Below are 17,261 nucleotides of genomic sequence, written 5' to 3'. Positions count from 1 at the left end.
AGGAATCCCCGCCCCATGAAGATCCTGGTCGCCTACAAGCGGGTGGTGGACTACAACGTCCGCATCCAGGTCAAGCCGGATGGCTCCGGCGTGGTCACCGAGGGCGTCAAGCTCTCGCCCAACCCGTTCGACGAAATCGCGCTGGAAGAGGCCCTGCGCCTGCGCGACAAGGGCATCGCCACCGAGGTGGTGGTGGCCACCATTGCTCCTGCCGATGCCCAGCCGCATCTGCGCAACGGCCTGGCCATGGGCGCCAACCGCGCCATCCACGTGGTCACCGACCAGCCGCTGCAGCCACTGGCCGCGGCCCGCACGCTGCTCAAGCTGGTGGAGAAGGAGCAGCCGGACCTGGTGATCCTGGGCAAGCAGGCCATCGATGACGACGCCAACCAGACCGGGCAGATGCTGGCCACCCTGTGGGGCCGCCCGCAGGCGACCTTCGCCTCGAAACTGGAGGTCGAAGGCGGCAAGGCCACCGTCACCCGCGAGGTGGACGCCGGGCTGGAAACCCTGGAGGTGGACCTGCCGGCGGTGGTGACCACCGACCTGCGCCTGAACGAGCCGCGCTTCATCAAGCTGCCCGACATCATGAAGGCCAAGAGCAAGCCGATGGAGACCCTGCAACTGGCCGAGCTGGGCGTGGATGCCGGGCCGGTACTGACCACCCTGGCCCATGCGCCGCCCACCGCGCGCAGCAAGGGCGTGATGGTGAAGGACGTAGCCGAGCTGGTCGCCGCACTGAAGGCGAGGAACCTGCTGTAACCCGAGTTGGCGGCGGTGTTGCCGGTTGCGGGCTCATCGGGGTCGCGGAAAGCGGTCGCCGGCGAGACCGGCTCCTACAAACGAGGGGTGGGTTCATTGGGCGCCGGCGAGGCCGGCCCCGCAATCTTGATAACGGAGTTGCTGATGTCCAAGATCCTCGTCGTTGCCGAACACCTGGGCGGCACCCTCAACCCCTCCACCGCACGCACCGTCAGCGCGGCACAGGCACTTGGCCCCGAGGCGATCGATGTGGTGGTGCTGGCCGCCGACCCGGCGGCGGTCGCCGCACAGGCCGCCCGCATCGCCGGCGTGAGCCGCGTGCTCGCCGTTGCCAACCCGGCCAATGCGGACGCCATCGCCCAGGTGCAGGGCCCGCAGGTCGCCGCCGTGGCCACCGGCTACAGCCATGTGTTCGGGCCGTCCACCACCTTCGGCAAGGACCTGATGCCGGTGGTCGCCGCCCTGCTCGGCGTCAACCAGGTATCCGACCTGATGGCGGTGGAGGGCGCGGACACCTTCAAGCGCCCGATCTACGCCGGCAACGCCATCGTCACCGTGCAGGCCCCCGCCGGGCACGTGGTGGTGGCCACGGTGCGCACCGCGTCCTGGCCGGTGGCCGGCGATGGCGGCAGCGCCACGGTGGAGGCGGTGCAGGTCGAGGCGACGCTGCCCACCCATACCCGCCACCTGGGCCTGGCGGCAGGCAGCTCGGACCGCCCCGACCTGCAGTCCGCGCGCCGGGTGATTTCCGGCGGCCGCGGCATCGGTTCGGAGGAGAACTTCGGCATCGTCTTCAGCCTGGCCGACAAGCTCGGCGCGGCGGTGGGCGCCTCGCGCGCGGCGGTCGATGCGGGCTACTGCCCCAACGAGATGCAGGTCGGGCAGACGGGCAAGATCATCGCCCCTGAGCTGTATCTGGCGATCGGCATCTCCGGCGCCATCCAGCACCTGACCGGGATCAAGGACGCCGGGACGATCGTTGCGATCAACAAGGACCCGGACGCGGCGATCTTCGAGGTGGCCGACATCGGCCTGGTCGGCGACCTGTTCACGGTGCTGCCGGAACTGGAAGCGGCGCTGGGCTGAGCCCGCCGACGGCGCCAGCTACAGGGCCGCGTCCGCGCAGGCGGTTGTGGTCAGGGTGCGGCGTGCCAGCTCCCGGCCTTCCAGGGTGCGCAAGGTGACGGTGAAGCCGTCCGCCGCCCAGGCATCGGTGTGCTGGCTGCCGAAGGCGGCGGTCTGCGTCCACAGCATGGGACGCCGGCCGGGATTGTTCACGTGCAGCTCCACCGCCTCCACGCCGGGAAGCAGCACGTTCCATGTCACCTGCACGGACACCGGCAGGTCGCATTCGCTCACCTGCGCAGGCTGCAGGTCCAGCGCTACCTGCTCCTGCTGCGAGCACCCGGCCGCGAGCAGCACCAGTGCCGCCACGCCCATCCACCTAGCGGCCATCGGCATGCTCCGCGAAGCGATACTCCATGCGCGCGTTCGCGCCGGCCACCAGCCCACCCCACAACATGTTGCGCTCATCCTGCTCGGTGGCCTGCACCAGTCGCGGGCCCAGCGCCTGGATGAAGCGGAAGTAGGAGTCGGACGGGCCGGTCGCGTCCAGGATCCGGGCCGGAAGCTCCCATGCATGCATGTGGTACGGGCCGGCCGGTGCGCGCAACGTGGTGCCCTTGCCGGCCACAAGTACCCACGGCACGTACTGGCTTTCCGGGGTGCCGCCATCGATGAAGCCCAGTTGCGCATAGGGTGCGGGCAGCGCCGGCAGGTGGTCGCCGAAGAACGCCAGCACGTACGGCCGGCCGCGCGCCTGCAGCGCCTGGTGCAGGCGCGCCAGCTGGGCATCGGCGCGATGCAGGTGATAGAGGAAGTTGCGCAGCTCCAGCGCGGCGTCTTCGTCCAGGCCGGCGGGAAGCGTGGTGGCCTCCCATGCGTCCAGGTCCACGTCCTCCGGCGCGGTCGTGTACGGGCCGTGGTTCTGCATGCTGACCGCCAGCACGAAGGTCGGGCCCTGGCTGGCGTCCAGCTCCTCCAGGACGATGTCGGTCATGCCGCTGTCGGAATACCACATGCCCTCGCGGCGCACGCCGCGCCTGGCGAAATCACGCGATGTCAGGAAGCGGTCGAAGCCCATCGAGGCGTAGGTTTCGTTGCGGTTCCAGAAGGCGCCGGAATTGCCGTGCACCGCGACGGTCGCATACCCCTTGCGCTTGAGCAGGCGCGGCACCGAGGGGAACACGGCGCGCTCGATGTCCACGTACGGGAAGACCGCCGACGGGAAGGCGTCGGCCGGCATCCCGGTCAGGATCTCGAACTCGGTGCGCACCGTCCCGCCACCGTACGCGGGCACGGCCATGGTGCCGCCGTGGCCGGCCTCCAGCAGCGCGCGCGCGGCCGGCACCAGATCCGGAGTGGCCGGCATGCCGGCGAGGATGCGCGGATCGATGAACGATTCGCTCAGCACCACCACCACGTCGGGCAGGTCCCCGGCGGCAAGAGGGCGGCCCGCCGGCGGCGGCCCGAGATGGTCCAGGGTGCGCTGCAGCGCCGCGGCGTTGACCTCGAAGCGCATGTTGCGCACCTGCAGGTGCCGGTAGGCCAGGCTGCTGAACAGCCCCGAGCGCACCACCGCCAGGGTCGGGCCGGTGGACGAGGGCCGCACGCGCTTGGCGTCGTAGAGCGTGGTCCACGGCTGCGTCCCGGCGTACAGCAGGCCCACCGCCAGGCCGCTGCCCAGCAGCAGCGCGACCTGGGCCGTGCCGAACCTGCGCATCCAGGGGCGTTCGAACCGGAACGCCGCGACCAGCACCGCCAGTACGCCGGCAGCACCGGCCAGCCACCAGCCCGGTTGATCCACGTAGGAGCCGAACAGCTCCAGGCTGGCGCGGTTGATGGTGGTCAGGAAGTACACGTCCTGCAGCGCGAACGGGCTGCCGAGGATCTCGTACTTCTTGAGCGAGGCGATGCACACCGCCACCTGCACCACGCCCACCAGCAGCAGCGGGAACAGCAGCCGCCGGGTCAGTGCGACCAGGCACAGCGCCGCCACCCATCCGGGCAGCGCGTTGGCCGCGATCGTCCAGGTGCCGGCATAGGCGTCGGCGGCCAGGCCGTGTGCGTGCCGGTCCAGCCGCCACAGCAGCACCGCCTGCGCCAGCCATAGCGCCGCGATCACGGTGGCCAGGGCAGGACGCCGGTACCGCGCCGCCACCTGCAGCGCGCGCGCATGCCAGTGCCTCACGCCAGGCCCCCGACCCGTCCACCACCGGGCATGTCACCGGGCGCCTTGCGCTTCATCCGCGACAGCGGCCGGTCGATCAGCACCACGATCAGCCACGACAACAGCAGGGTCAGCGCGAACGCCTTGAGGAAGAACAGCGGCGTGCGGATCTCGCCGCACAGGCACAGGAACCATGCGGCCACGGTGGTGTGGATCAGGTACACCGGGTAACTGAGGTCGCCGAACAGGCGATCAACCTTGCCCGAGCGCTGCTTGTGCAGCGACACCACCATCCACACCGACAGCAGCATCGACACATACAGCCCCCAGGTCCACGGCCACTGCGGCTTCACCAGCCACACCAGCCCGTGCGCCAGCCACACCAGCGAGCTGGTCCATGGCATGCTCCAGCGCGACAGCGCCTGGCGGTAATGGCAGGCCAGCGATCCGGCTGCGAACGGCAGCATGCACGGCAGGAAGGTGGCGTAGCGCTCGCCGAACGAGCGCCCGGAAATGCCCAGGTCCAGGTTCAGCATCACCGCCACGGCCACGGCGAACCATGCGGTGCTGCGCGCACGCGCCATCAGCGGCATGAGCATGTAGAAGCCCACCTCGATCGCCAGCGCGTTGGAGACCGGCACCGGCAGGCCACCACGCTGGATGCCGGGGAACAGGCTGAGCACGTGGCTCCATTCGCGCACGCTGGACGGCATGTAGAACTCGCCGTTGATCACCCGCAGGTCCACGCCCCAGCGGCCGTAGTACCACAGGGTGGCCACGCCCATCAGCACGGCCAGCCAATACAGCGGGAAGATGCGCATGAAGCGGTTGAACGCATATGCGCCCAGGCCCTGGCGGTCCACCCCGTAGCGGGTGGTCAGCACCAGGGTCATCAGGAAACCGCTGAGCACGAAGAAGGCCCACACCGCATAGGCGGCATAGCCATGGACCATGTCCGCCCACAGGTGCGAGGCAGCCACCAGCGATGCCAGCACCAGGCGGCAGGTGCCGAAACCGAACTGCGGCAACCGCCAGCCGCTGGCTGTGGCCGGGGCCGACATGCTCACTGCCCTCCCGCGCAGGGCCGGGCAATGGCCCGCACCGTGCCAAGACGGGTTCCGCTGGCCAGGTCGGAGAACACGAACACGGTGCCATCGCCGACCCAGGGGCCGGTCAGCGCCGCACCCTGGCCGCCGCCATCGGCCCACACTGCAGCGTCCGCGCCCTCGCCCACCTGCGCGCGCACACGGTTGACGCCGGCCAGGCCGACATTCCAGGTGATGCGCACGGTGGCCATGCCGCCGCCACAGCCGCCTGCGACGACTTCCGGCACCAGTTCCACGCCCTCGCGTGCCTCGATGGCGAACTCGATGCCGTCGGCGGCCACCGTGGTCGAGGTATAGCCGGCCTGCGCCACCGCAGCCTGCTGCGCGCGCAGCTGCTGCACGATGGGGCTGTTCTCCGAACAGCATCCCGCCAGCAGCAGGCACAGCAGCGCGCCGGGCACCCATCGGGTACCGGTCACGGCCGCAGCAGCGGGTCCAATCGCGCGGGGCATTGGATCAGGCCGGCACCAGCGCCGCCGACAGCACGTTCCACAATGCCTGCGGCGAGTAGTGGCCATCAATGAACGTGCGCGATGCCTGCGAGACCTCGCACCAGTGGTCGTCATCGCGCAACAGGCGCACCACCATGGCTGCAAACGCGGCAGCATCGGCACTGGACGGCATGAACCCGGCCGCCGCGCCCAGGCCCTGCATGCCGGTGGGCGTGGTCACGCAGGGCACGCCGAAGCGCAGGCTCTCCAGCACCTTGCCCTTGACCCCGCCGCCGAAGCGCAGCGGCGCCACCACCACGCGCGCGTCGCGGTAGTACGCGGCCAGCCGCTCGTCGCTGACATAGCCGGTGACCTCGACGCCGTCGCCGGCCATGGCCTGCACTTCCGGGTGCGGGTTGGAACCGACCAGCGACAGCCGCACCTGCGGAAACTCGCGCCTGACCAGCGGCAGCACCTCGGCCATGAGCCAGCGCACCGCGTCCACATTCGGCGGGTGTGCGAACCCGGCCACGAACAGCAGGCCGCTGCGCGTGCCGGGCCCGGGCACCTGCTCCTGCGCCAGCGGTTCGTAAGCGAACAGCGGCGCGGTCAGCGCCTGCGCCCCGCCGCCGCGCGTCTCCAGCCATTGCTGCACATGCGCGGTCTCGTCGGTGGACGGGTACAGCACCACGTCAGAGCGCCGCCACAGGTCGTGTTCGAGCGTGCCCACGCGCCGGGCCTCGGCCTCCAGCTTCGCGTCGGGCTGCAGCCGCACCTGTTCCAGCAGGCGCAGGTGGTGCACGTCGTGGCCGTAATAGACCACCCGCGCCCGGCTGTGGCGGCGCACCGCATCGATGTACTTCACCGACACGTCCGGGCGGTTGAGGACCACGGCCTGCAGGTGGCGGCCATGCTCGGCCATCCACGCATCGAAGCGGCCGCGGAATTCGCCGCCGTGGATCACCTCCACCCCGAGCTGCTGCAGCGGCGGCGAATAGACCGGGTCGCGGTGCAGGTTGTCCGGCCAGAAGGTGACCTGGTGGCCGCGTTCGACCAGCATGCGGATCACGTGCCAGGTCGCACGCGAGCCGGCGTCGCGGTCCGGCTGCGGCACGAAGTGGTCCACCACCAGCACGTGCGGACGGTTGCGCGAGCGGTCGCGCGCCAGGAACACCTGCTCGCCGTTGGCGAAATGGCCGGCCTGCAACGTCGGCAGCCAGCGTTCGAGGAACTTGGCGCGGTTGACCGCCTGGTAGGACTTGATCCCGCCGGACTCGTCGGTGCCGTTGGAGATGCCCTCGTGGTGCACCACCACCGAGGCCGGCTGCATGTACACCTTCAGCCCCAGCTCGCGCACCCGGAAGGCGATGTCGGTGTCTTCGTAGTACGCCGGTGCATAGCGCTCGTCGAAACCGCCCAGCCGCGCGAACACTTCGCTGCGCAGCATGATCGAGGCGCCGGACACGTAGTCGGCTTCCTTGAGGTAGCTGTAGGCGGACTTGCGCGGGTCGTCCAGGCGGCCGTAGTTCCACGCGCTGCCATCGGCCCAGACGATGCCGCCGGCCTCCTGCAGGCGGCCATCGGGATAGACCAGCTTGGAGCCGGCCAGGCCGGCGTCGGCACGATCGAACACCGCCAGCAGCGCGTCCAGCCAGCCGTCGGTGACTTCGGTGTCGTTGTTGAGGAACAGCACGAACTGCCCGCGGGCCAGGGTCGCGGCGTGGTTGCAGGAGCGCAGGAAGCCCAGGTTCTGCGGGTTCTCGTGGTAGCGCAGGCCCGGCACCCGTGCCAGCGCGCCGATCTGCGCGTCGCCGGAGGCATCCTCGGCCACGATCACCTCGCAGGAGGCCGCGGACGGGTGGGCCATGATCGAGCGCAGGCAGGCCGCGGTGTACGGCAGGTTGCCGTAGGCGGGAATGATCACCGACACCTGCGGTGCGTCGAACTCCGGGAACGCCAGGTCGCCCACGTCGATATCGCGTGCGGCCGGCCCGGCCCCGCGCGCCAGCGGTTCGGCGTTGGCCGCATCGAGCCGCGGCGCCAGCCAGCGCCGGACCAGCGGCCGCAACGGCGCCAACCAGCGCGAGCGGGCCAGGCCCGATGCGCGCAACGCCTCGACCACGCCGGCCCAGTCGCCGCGCACGATGCGCGCGGCCAGGCGCAGCGGCCGGGTGAGCTTCCACGAGCGCGACGCCAGCACCATCCGCATGCGCTCGTCCAGTTCACCATGGGAGCGGCGCAGGTCGGCGTGGCGGTTCGCGAGCCGTTCGATGCCTTGCGCCGCGGCCTGCGGCGATGCGGTGTCCACCGGCGCATCCTCCACGTGCCCCAGCGGCGCCACCGCGTTGCGCCACTGGGTGATCTCCGCGTCCATTTCCAGCGCCCAGCGGGTGCGGTCCTCGTGCTCGTGCTGGAGGCGCAGGTGCGCGTCGTGCAGGCTGCGGTGGTCGTGCTTCAGTTCGCCCAGTTCCACCAGCACACGCTCGCGCTCCTCGAGCAGCGGCATGGCCTGGTCGATCTGCTGCCGGGCGTCATCGAGCGCGGCATGCGCACGCGCCTCCAGCGCCACGCACTGGTCCAGCGCCGTGCCGAACAGGCGCTGTGCGTCCTCGTAACGGGCGCGCAGCGGGCGCAGGGCGTCCCAGGGCCGGGCGGCCTGCAACGCGTCGTACATGTGCTGCGCCAGTTCGGCATCCGCGTCGGTGGCGGCCGTTGCGGTGTGGTGGCGGTCGCCTGCGGAGATGAAGCCGGCCAGCGCGTCGTCCAGCGAGCCGCGCTGCGGCGGCAACCCGACCGACACCGCGGCAAACGCAGCGCGCAGCGTCGTGGGCGCATCGGCCAGCAGCGCGGGGTACGCCACCACGGTGCGCGGCACTGCGCGGGTGGCCTGCTCGGCATCCAGCAGGTGCTGGATCCAGAGCAGGCGCGAGAGCCCTTCCGGCCACTGGTTGCGCGCGGCCAGCGAGGCGGCCACTTCGTCGGGGTGGCGCAGCACGAACATCGCCGCCGGCTCCACCCCCATGCGCGCCAGGATCGGCCACCACAGCGGCAGCAGCCGGCACATGCGCGGGTCCTTCACCGCCCACAGCGCGGTGCCGGAGAACTCGGCGCGCAACAGCGCTTCCAGTTCCACCGACGCCTGCCGTGCGGCAGCCGATTCCAGCCAGCCCGCCGGCAGCGGACGCGGATCGTTCCAGGCGCGGTCCAGGGCCAGCAGCAGGCGCTCGTGGATGGCGACCACGCCGGCGTGCTCCCAGAATCCCCTGGGGTTGTCCGGACCAGCGGCCATCAGGTCGGTCCCCAGGTCGGCACCGGCCAGGCGCAGCGCGCCGGTGACCGCCGAAGTGCCACTGCGGTGCATGCCCAGCACCAGCAGGGCCCGGGATGGCGCGTGCACGGCCGCTGCGGCAGGCGCAGGCCCCGACACAGGCGAATGGATCATCGACGACATGCGGGAGAGAGGATCAGCGCCAGAGGCCATGGGGTCGCTCGTGTTCGCGAAAGTCGCGGCCGGGGCCGGCCGGACCGGGAATCCGGGCCCATTGCGCGGTGCGTGATTATAGCCGAGGCCCTGCCCGCCCCCGGGTCCCGCGTTTGGGCTGCGCTCACGATGTGGCGCGCGCGCCCTACCAGTGGATATCGTGGCGGCGCGCAGCATCGCGCATGCGTCCGCGCAGCAGCAGGCCGAGCAGCCCCCGGGTCGGCGACCATCCACGCAGGGGCGCGTAACCGCCTTCAAACACCCGCCCGTAGGCCGGTGGCTGCGGCGGTGGCGCCAGCCCCAGGAAATCCCATATCCGCGCCATCACCGCATCGGGCGCGTGGGCCAGCTCGTGGTTGTGCAGCAGCAGCACCTGCCCGCGCGGGAAATGCCGGTACAGCACGTCCAGCTGGCGTGCGTAGTCGCCACGGGCCAGGTAACTGTGGTGGCGCAGCGGCGAGCCGAGGGCCAGGTCATCGCGGTGGCCGGCCAGGCGCCAGGGTTCAAGCAACGCCGCGGCCCACAGCGGCCAGGACTCGTCGCCGCGGCCGCGTTCCATCCGGTACTGGGACACGGCCCGGTCCACCGGCTGGCGCAGGATCACGATCCAGCGCATGGCCGGGTTGTAGCGCGCGATGCGCTCCACCACGGGCGGCAGGAAGCAGTAGATCGGCGTGGCGTCGCCATGCAGGCACCCCTGCCCGTCCGCACCGGCGTCGAAGTGGGCCGCATAGCGCGCGTCCACCGCCGCCGCATCCCAGGTGTCGTCGAAGTCCGGTGCATCGAAGACATGCGCCTCCTTGCCCGCAGGCAGGCGCAGGTGCGGGTGTTGCCCGAGGAAGTGGGCCAGTGCCGTGGTGCCGCCCTTCTGCACGCCGCCGAGCACGAACCCGATGCGCGGATTCACGGACCATCCCCGCGCATGCGCCGCAGCAATGCCTCCACGTCGGCATCGCCGTAGCGCACGCGCCATGCGCCGCGGTCGGCCTGCAGGCGCAGCGCCAGTTCCTCGCAGATGCGCGGCGAGTACAGGCGGCTGGCATTGCGCTCCTGCAACGGCTGCGGCTGCAGCTGCAGGCCGAAGGCCTCGGCCAGCAGCACGCCACCACTGGCCACCACGTCCTCGTAGGCCAGCACGCGCTCGGGCGGCAGGCTGTGGTGGTAGCGGGCGAACAGCCAGTCCAGGATCAGCAACTGGCGCGCAACGCGGTCCGGTTCGGCGTCCAGGCGGCGCGCCAGTTCCGGGTCGAAGTGTTCGCCGGCCGGCAGGCGCCCGTGCGACACCGGCAGATCCACCGAGTGCCACGAGGCCAGCACCGCCAGCGGATTGCGCACGATGGCGCAGGTGGTGAAGCGTGCGGCAAGGTCGGGCAACAGGGCGGTGAAGGCCGCGTTGTGCTTGACCACCAGGGTGAAGCCGGGCGACGGCGGCGGATCCAGCCGGATCCTCCCGCGCTCGGCTTCCTTCCGGCGCTGGCCATCGTTGCCGCGCTGGCTGGAAAACGGGTTGTCGGGCACGCGGCCGTTCACCTGCTGGCTCCAGGCGCTGCCGTCGGCTGTCAGCGAGGCGCGGGATTCGGCATAGAACGCGGCAATCCGGTCCAGCGCCGAGGCCGGTTCGCGTGGCAGCTTTGCCACTTCCATCGGTTCGAACAGGGCCACGGTGCGATGCGCCATGCCCAGCAGGTGGCAGCACAGGGTGGTGCCGGAGCGCGGCACGCCGGTCAGGGCCAGGTTGCGTGCATTCATGCGTCGATCTCCGCCAGCACTGCGGCCAATGCTGCGCGCTCGGCTGCAGGTCCGTGCCGGGCCACGACCTGCGCTGCGGCCGACACCAGGCGCGTGCGCAGGGCCACATCATCGAGCAGTTCGGCCACTGCCTGCGCGATGGCGTCCGGATCGGCGGCCGGCATCAGGCAGTTGTCGCGGTCGATCGCGTACTGGCGGTTGCCGATGGCGTCGGGCATGACCACCGCGCATCCAAGGGCCATCGCTTCCAGGCCGGGAAGGAAGAATCCCTCGGCCGGCAGCGGCAGCATCACGGCCACCCGGGCCTGTGCCAGCGCGCGCAGGTAGTCCGGGCGCGGCATCCAGTCCAGCATCAGTTCCACATCCACTCCCCGTGCGCGCAGCCGCTCGGCGAGCGCGCGTCCCAGCTGCGGATTCTTGTGTGCGGCGATGAGCACATCGCGGGTCTTCGCTGCCGCGTGCGCGATGTCACGGGGCAATTCCAGTGCGGCGGGGATCACCTGCACCGGGCCACACGTGCGCCCGGTTGCAAGGATCGCGTCGGCGACCGGCTGGCCCACGCAGATGCGCACGGCCTTGCGCGCCAGGTAACCATGCAACGGCAGCGCCGGGTCCGCGTGGCGCACGCCCTGGATCAGGTTCACCACCGGCACGTGATCTTCCGTTCCTGCCGGCACCGCGTCCCAGTCCTGCCCGCCAAGGAACAGGGCGTCGGCCTGCGTCGGTTGCCATTGCGGCTCGATCCGCTGCGGCATCGCCATCCATGGGTTGGACACATCACGCCGCGAGTCCGCAGTCAGGTACACGCGCGCATCCCAGCCCAGTGCAAGCGCATGGTTGAAGTAATCCCAGACCTTGCCGTGGCCCCCGGTGTACTGGCGGAAATCCCGGTGGAACAGCAGCCGCCTGCCGCTCATGCCGGCACACCGGCAGCGCCTGCGCCATCCTCCACCCGGATCTGCATCGGCACCGGAAACAGGCCGGTGAAGCGCGCGCGGCTGTCGTCCACCACCTCGAACGACAGCCAGCCTTCCTGGCGCGACAGCACCGTGGTGCGCTCCAGCGTCGGCGAATCCACCACCCGGGTACGAATGCGGTAGATGCCCTGCTGGAACGACGCATCCAGGCCGATGCTTATCCGCGCCGCGCCCTCGCCTGCCGGCAATTCGATGCGCCGCCCGGTCAGTTGCAGGCCGCGGCCGTCCAGTACGTCGAAGATCAGGCAGGGGTGGGCCACGTCCGTGGTGCGGCGCACGTCCAGGGCGAACTCCAGCCGCTGGCCGTGCTGCACGGCTGCATGGCGCGCACCGTTCACGCTGGCCTGCACCACGCAGGCGTCCTGCAGGCCGTAGCCGCCATCGATGCGTTCCAGCGCGGAGGCACGCTTGTCCTGCTGCGCCTGCAGCGCGCGCTTGTGGGTGCGGTGCAGGTACTCGGTGATGACCTCGTCCGGCAGCCCCTGCAGCACGATGCGGCCCTTCTCCAGCAGCATCGCGCGGTGGCAGAACGCCTTGACCGCGTTGAGGTCGTGGCCGACGAACAGCAAGGTGGTACCGCGCCGCAGGATCTCGTCGATGCGGGCCATGGCCTTGGCCTGGAACGCCGCATCGCCCACCGCCAGGGCCTCGTCCACGATCAGGATGTCCGGGTCGGTGTGCACCTGCACTGCGAAGGCCAGGCGCAGGGCCATGCCCGAGCTGTAGGTCTTGACCGGCTCGTCGATGTAGTCACCGATGTCGGCGAAGGCAACGATGTCATCCATGCGTTCGCGCACCTGGGCCGGGGTCAGGCCGAGGATGGCGGCATTGACCTTCACGTTCTCGCGCCCGGTCAGTTCCGGGTTGAACCCCGAGCCCAGCTCCAGCAGCGCGGCAATGCGGCCATTGGCCTGCACCGTGCCGGTGGTTGGCTCCAGCACCCCTGCCACGATCTGCAACAAGGTGCTCTTGCCACTGCCGTTATGGCCGATGATGCCCAGCGCCTCGCCGCGGCGCAGCTCGAAGTCCACCCCGGTCAGCGCCTGGTGGTAATGCACCCGCGCGGCCGCATGGCGCTGCAGCCAGCGCGACAGCGGCGGCAACGGGCGCAGCCAGGCCGAGGCGCGGTACAGCAGCGGCACCCACAAGCGGCTGGCCGGCGTGCTCCACAGGCGGTAGGTCTTGCCGACCTCGCGCACGCGCAGCGCAGGCGGAGCCAGGGCGGGATCGGGAGGAGTCATGAAGCTGGCAAGCATACCGGCGCGGGCATGGCGGTGCACATACCGGACGGAACGCCTCCTGTAGGAGCCGGCCTTGCCGGCGACCGCGGCGAGGTGTGACGCAGCAGGCAGGGCGGGGCCGGTTTCGGGCATCATTGCCTTCCCCATAACCGCTACAGGAAAGCCATGATTTCCCTTTCCAGCTCCCGACACGTCCTCCCTGCCCTGAGGCTGCTGGCGGCCTGCCTCGGCCTGGCCGTGGCCAGTGCCCATGCGGAGACGGCCCCCGCAACCACCCCGGCTGCCGACAAGACCCAAGAGCATCTGCAGCTGGCCTCGCGCCAGTATGCGGAGCTGCAGCAGATGCTTGCGCTGGACGAACGCTGCCACTGGCTGGAGCCGGCGGCGCGCACGGCACTGGACGCAACGGCCCAGGAACGCATGGCCTGGTTCAACAGCCATGGCGGGCAGGCCGGCCACCCCGAGGCGGCGGCGAAGGCGGCGATCGCCGCCAAGGCTGCGCTGGACTGCAACAGCCCGGAGGCCAAGGGCCTGGCGCATGCAATCCGATACGGCTCCTGGCAGATGCGCACCACCTGGGCGCTGCGCGGCGACGCGCTGCTGTCCGGCGCCGACCGGCCGGCCTGGCTCAAGGGCAAGAGCAGTGTCCACACGCATCGTGCCGCACTGGTCGAAGCGATCCAGGGCCTGGAAGCCAAGTACGGCGTGTCCATCCAGAACGCGAAGCCCAAGGTCCGCCAGGAGGCCGAAGCCCTGCTGGCAGTCCGCTGTACGGGAGCGGATAACGGATGCCCGAAGGCAGAGCAGAGCGCAGCCAAGCGCGCCTATGCCGAGGCATGGCTGAAGCAGGCCGAGCGCTATGCGGCCGTGCTGTCGAAGACCAAGGACAAGGTTGGCGCACCGCCTCCGGTCGAGTGAACCCGGAAGCGGGGAGGATCAGGGTGTTCGGTTCACTTCCGGTGTCTGGCCGGACATCCTCATTGAAGCTTGTTGGTACTGATCCAGCACCCCCTGCGCCCAGGCAGCCACATTGGCCATGTCCGGTTTGTCAGGAGCAAGGATTCCGTCCCACAATTTCGCCGCCACGGTCGACCTGCGCAGCAAATCGAGTGCATTGAGAATGCCCCGGCGCTTGCCTTGCAGTAGACGCCCCATGTCTGCGGCCTGGACAAGCCCGGGTTTCAAGGTTTCCACTGCCCACCAGTCGAACAGGTCACGCGGGGTCAGTGCCGAGCCACGATAAAACAGCTTCTTTGCCAGCACCTCCGCAACCGGCTCCAACGGCAGCCTCGTTTCCTTCGAGGCTTCGTCCGGGAGACCAAGCAGGGAACCTCGGACAATGAAGTCGATCTCGCCGTCCGGCAGGTTGAGCTTGAGGAAATCCGCAGCTTCTTCGTAGCCTGCAACGAGGGCCTCGACACGATCATTCAGACGCGGTGTGATGTACCCGATCCATTGGGGATCACGTATGAAAAGATCGATGTCGTGGCTGATGCGATGATCCAGGGCCAGCATCAAGCGCGTCCCCCCACCCAGCTTCGGCTGGAAAGCGCTACCCATATGCTCCTGAACGTCGGCGATGATCGCCAGTGCGGTCCGTTCGAGGTTCCGCCAGGACCCGGACTGGCGGTGAGCCAGCACTTGATCCTGCGTGGTGCCGCTCACAGGAAGTGCTCCACCGAGGCCTCCCACGCCCGGACTGGCGGAAGCGCATCCGCCAACGCCTCCAGATAGAGTCCATTGACGCGCCGCACGTCCGCGGCAGCATCAACCGTGCAGCGCAGGATCAAGTCGGGCGGAAGCTCGGCGAACAAGGAACTGATCAGTGCGGCGGCGGCTGGCGGCACCGGCAGATTGCGCGTGGAACCGGCGCGCAGGGCAGCGGCCAACTGGCCAGTGGTCAACACCGGCCCGACCGAAGCATTCAGATGCGCCACAGCCAATTCCAGGCCGGATTGCTGTCCCATGGTCGGCCACCCATCAAAGGATCCGGATTCAAGGTAGGTCTACGGTGCAGGGGCGTCAATCATCAAACCCGCATCCCTGCCCGCCTGGATACGGTGCGTCAACTACGATAAGGCCTGCCGTCCCGCCGAGGATGCGGCTGAGGGTGGAGGCGGCGACATGTAGGAGCCGGCCTTGCCGGCGACCGTGGGATGTCTTCGGGCATCTGCGAGGTCGCGCCCAAGGGACGCTCCTACAATAGCTTCACGTTCCGGAAGTACAGGGTGGTGCCGTTCAGACGCAGCGGCAGCCGCGACCTGGATGCGCGGTCATGCCACGGCCAGCTTGAGCCTGCCAACCCGTTGCAGGTTGACCGTCTGCCGAGCCTGCCACAGGTCATGTGCATCCTGCATGGCGAGCCAACTCTCGGGAGAGCGGCCGACGGCCTTGGAAAGGCGCAGCGCCATTTCCGGCGTGACACGGCTCGTGTCCTTGAGGATGCGGCTGAGGGTGGAGGCGGCGATATGTAGGAGCCGGCCTTGCCGGCGACCGTGGGATGTCTTCGGCATCTGCGAGGTCGCGCCCAAGGGACGCTCCTACAAAGGCGCAGCTTACTGACTGAGCGGGACGGGGCACAAAAAAGGACGGGTGGCTTGCGCCACCCGTCCCGTGTTGCTTGCCTGCGATGTTGCTGCAGGTGAGCCCTTTGCCTTACCCGATTACGGGTTCAGCTTGGTGCCCGGGGTCAGCCAGTGGTTGCCCACGCCTTCGTCGTGGGTCAGGTTGGTGACCGTGCCGGTCTCGTTGTTGCGGTTCAGCGCCGAACCCCAGAAGTTGGAGCACTCGGCGGTGACGCGGACGAACCACTTGCCCGAGCCGTCACCCAGCGCACCGGTGGCGCCAGTGTTGGCCACCAGGCCAGCCGGGTACGAACCGGAATCCAGGAACGTGGTGTTCAGCTGGGCCGAAGCGTGCGGCTGCAGGACCAGGTTGACCTCGTCGCTCAGCAGGCCAGCATCGTCCTTGGCGTCGATGGTGACCGGGCAGATCTGCGAGTTGTTGTTGGTCAGACGCAGGAACGACTGGGCGGTCGGGTTGTCACCCGGGTTCACGTTCTGGAAGTACAGGGTGGTGCCGTTCAGACGCAGCGGCAGCAGCGCGAACGCAGCAGCCGGCGGATCGACGCGCTGGGTCGGCAGGTTGTAGGCCACCGAGACGCTGCCCGCCAGTTCCTGGGCAACCAGCTCGACGTCGTCATGGGCTTCGAAGCACACGTAGACGGACGAGGGGCCCGGAGGAGCGCCGGTCACGCTGGCCCACAGCGGATCGCTGGCGTTGCTGGTGAACGTGGCGGTGTCGCCACTGACGGTACCGGCCAGGTCCACGCCGCTGGCGCAGCCGGCAGCCTGGTCCAGCCACACGTGGCCGCCATCGAACGCGGACAGGTCGGTACCGGTGACGGTCACGGTGATGTCGGCGGTGGCAACAATGTTGTACTGAGGCGTGGCAGCCACGGCACTGTAGTTGTTGATGTAGGTCTCGGCACCGCCGCCAATCGGCACGGCCGTGGCGATGTCGACGGTCAGCTCGCCGGCGTTGAACAGGGTGGCATCAGCCACGCCCACGCCACCGGTGCTGGAGAACAGGGTCTTGCGCGGCGAGGAACCCACGTCGATGGTGGCGGCGGTGTCACCCTGAGTCGGGTCGGACGAAACAGCCAGGCCCCACTTCGAGGTGGCAATGGTGGCGCTGGACGCCAGGATCTGCTGGCCGAGCGAGTTCTGCACGGTGATTTCCGCACCGACGCTGGAGCCGTTGAACAGGCCCTGCACCAGGTTGGTGATCTGCAGGCTGTTCAGCTCCAGGAAGTAATCACCGGCAGCGCCGAGGACACCGGCACCAGAGGCGGTGTAGGTGAAGTTCAGCTCCTGACCGCTGGTGGAGTAGTACGGAGTACCGACGATGGTGGGACCGGCACCCAGCGCAACGGGAGCACCGCCGGTCTGCACGCCTTCCAGGAAGCCGGCGACCAGGGTCGGGGCATCGGCGGTGGTGTCGAACCTGGCGCCATTGGTCAGGGTGACCTTGACGGTGACGTCGTCGCCGGCGACCGTGCCCAGACGCACGGCATCGGGACCTTCCGCCGTCAGGCGCAGGCCGTTGGCGGTGTAGATGGTGGTGCCGTCGTTGACGATCAGGTCCTTGGCGAACGAGATCTGCTTGCCCGCCACGTAGGACAGGTCGGCCGCCGAAGCCACTGCCGGGAGTGCCAGAGCACCCACCACGGCCGCGGTCAGCAGGCTCTTGTTGAACTTCGTCATATGAATCAACTCCATTGAGG

The 17,261-nt window shown here is 69.5% G+C and carries 16 protein-coding genes; 3 read left to right on the top strand and 13 right to left on the bottom strand.

Going from position 1 to position 17,261, the window contains the following annotated elements:
* Positions 1–15: 15 nt before the first annotated feature.
* Together ACEJ41_RS01750 and ACEJ41_RS01745 are read left to right on the top strand one after the other, a co-directional pair.
* Positions 16–762, top strand: coding sequence for an EtfB protein (locus ACEJ41_RS01750; protein ID WP_374013086.1), 747 nt, complete (start codon positions 16–18; stop codon positions 760–762).
* 144 nt (positions 763–906) lie between these two features.
* Positions 907–1,848 (top strand): electron transfer flavoprotein subunit alpha/FixB family protein, encoded by a 942-nt coding sequence (locus tag ACEJ41_RS01745; protein WP_374013085.1) that lies wholly within the window; start codon positions 907–909, stop codon positions 1,846–1,848.
* 18 nt (positions 1,849–1,866) lie between these two features.
* Here the strand turns inward: ACEJ41_RS01745 and ACEJ41_RS01740 are convergent, their stop codons facing one another.
* From ACEJ41_RS01740 to ACEJ41_RS01700, 9 genes are all read right to left on the bottom strand, one after another.
* Positions 1,867–2,217 carry a hypothetical protein gene (locus ACEJ41_RS01740; RefSeq protein WP_374013084.1) on the bottom strand — a complete coding sequence of 117 codons (351 nt, stop codon included), beginning with the start codon at positions 2,215–2,217 and terminating at the stop codon, positions 1,867–1,869.
* Positions 2,207–4,012: a sulfatase-like hydrolase/transferase gene (locus ACEJ41_RS01735; RefSeq protein ID WP_374013083.1), complete on the bottom strand. Its 1,806-nt coding sequence runs from the start codon at positions 4,010–4,012 to the stop codon at positions 2,207–2,209. Before ACEJ41_RS01735 ends, ACEJ41_RS01740 begins: the two co-directional genes overlap by 11 nt.
* Entirely contained in the window at positions 4,009–5,052 is a 1,044-nt protein-coding gene (locus tag ACEJ41_RS01730) for an acyltransferase family protein (protein WP_374013082.1), read from the bottom strand. The genes ACEJ41_RS01735 and ACEJ41_RS01730 overlap by 4 nt, the downstream gene beginning before the upstream one ends.
* 2 nt (positions 5,053–5,054) lie before the next feature.
* Positions 5,055–5,516, bottom strand: a complete 462-nt coding sequence (locus ACEJ41_RS01725; RefSeq protein WP_374013081.1) for a hypothetical protein — start codon at positions 5,514–5,516, stop codon at positions 5,055–5,057.
* A gap of 37 nt (positions 5,517–5,553) precedes the next feature.
* Positions 5,554–8,925, bottom strand: coding sequence for a glycosyltransferase (locus ACEJ41_RS01720; protein ID WP_374013080.1), 3,372 nt, complete (start codon positions 8,923–8,925; stop codon positions 5,554–5,556).
* Between the two features lie 229 nt (positions 8,926–9,154).
* The gene (locus ACEJ41_RS01715; protein ID WP_374013079.1) at positions 9,155–9,916 is read right to left on the bottom strand and encodes a sulfotransferase; all 762 of its coding nucleotides are present in this window, start codon (positions 9,914–9,916) and stop codon (positions 9,155–9,157) included.
* The gene (locus ACEJ41_RS01710) at positions 9,913–10,758 is read right to left on the bottom strand and encodes a hypothetical protein (protein WP_374013078.1); all 846 of its coding nucleotides are present in this window, start codon (positions 10,756–10,758) and stop codon (positions 9,913–9,915) included. Before ACEJ41_RS01710 ends, ACEJ41_RS01715 begins: the two co-directional genes overlap by 4 nt.
* Positions 10,755–11,675, bottom strand: coding sequence for a glycosyltransferase (locus ACEJ41_RS01705; RefSeq protein ID WP_374013077.1), 921 nt, complete (start codon positions 11,673–11,675; stop codon positions 10,755–10,757). The genes ACEJ41_RS01710 and ACEJ41_RS01705 overlap by 4 nt, the downstream gene beginning before the upstream one ends.
* Entirely contained in the window at positions 11,672–12,976 is a 1,305-nt protein-coding gene (locus ACEJ41_RS01700) for a polysaccharide ABC transporter ATP-binding protein (RefSeq protein WP_374013076.1), read from the bottom strand. The genes ACEJ41_RS01705 and ACEJ41_RS01700 overlap by 4 nt, the downstream gene beginning before the upstream one ends.
* A gap of 165 nt (positions 12,977–13,141) precedes the next feature.
* Between ACEJ41_RS01700 and ACEJ41_RS01695 the strand changes: the two genes are divergently transcribed.
* A complete protein-coding gene (locus ACEJ41_RS01695; RefSeq protein WP_374013075.1) occupies positions 13,142–13,894 on the top strand; it encodes a hypothetical protein in 753 nt (250 codons plus the stop codon).
* An 18-nt stretch (positions 13,895–13,912) separates the two neighbouring features.
* On the opposite strand, the gene ACEJ41_RS01690 is transcribed toward ACEJ41_RS01695, so the two are convergent.
* The 4 genes from ACEJ41_RS01690 to ACEJ41_RS01675 form a co-directional block, all read right to left on the bottom strand.
* The gene (locus ACEJ41_RS01690; RefSeq protein ID WP_374013074.1) at positions 13,913–14,641 is read right to left on the bottom strand and encodes a nucleotidyl transferase AbiEii/AbiGii toxin family protein; all 729 of its coding nucleotides are present in this window, start codon (positions 14,639–14,641) and stop codon (positions 13,913–13,915) included.
* Entirely contained in the window at positions 14,638–14,943 is a 306-nt protein-coding gene (locus ACEJ41_RS01685) for a hypothetical protein (RefSeq protein WP_374013073.1), read from the bottom strand. The genes ACEJ41_RS01690 and ACEJ41_RS01685 overlap by 4 nt, the downstream gene beginning before the upstream one ends.
* 306 nt (positions 14,944–15,249) lie before the next feature.
* Positions 15,250–15,507: a HigA family addiction module antitoxin gene (locus ACEJ41_RS01680; RefSeq protein ID WP_374013072.1), complete on the bottom strand. Its 258-nt coding sequence runs from the start codon at positions 15,505–15,507 to the stop codon at positions 15,250–15,252.
* A 132-nt stretch (positions 15,508–15,639) separates the two neighbouring features.
* A complete protein-coding gene (locus ACEJ41_RS01675; protein ID WP_374013071.1) occupies positions 15,640–17,241 on the bottom strand; it encodes a hypothetical protein in 1,602 nt (533 codons plus the stop codon).
* Positions 17,242–17,261: the final 20 nt, after the last annotated feature.

Origin of the sequence: Pseudoxanthomonas koreensis (assembly GCF_041890415.1) — a bacterium.
Lineage (GTDB): Bacteria > Pseudomonadota > Gammaproteobacteria > Xanthomonadales > Xanthomonadaceae > Pseudoxanthomonas > Pseudoxanthomonas koreensis_A.
This window is presented reverse-complemented; position numbering and strand designations above follow the sequence as displayed.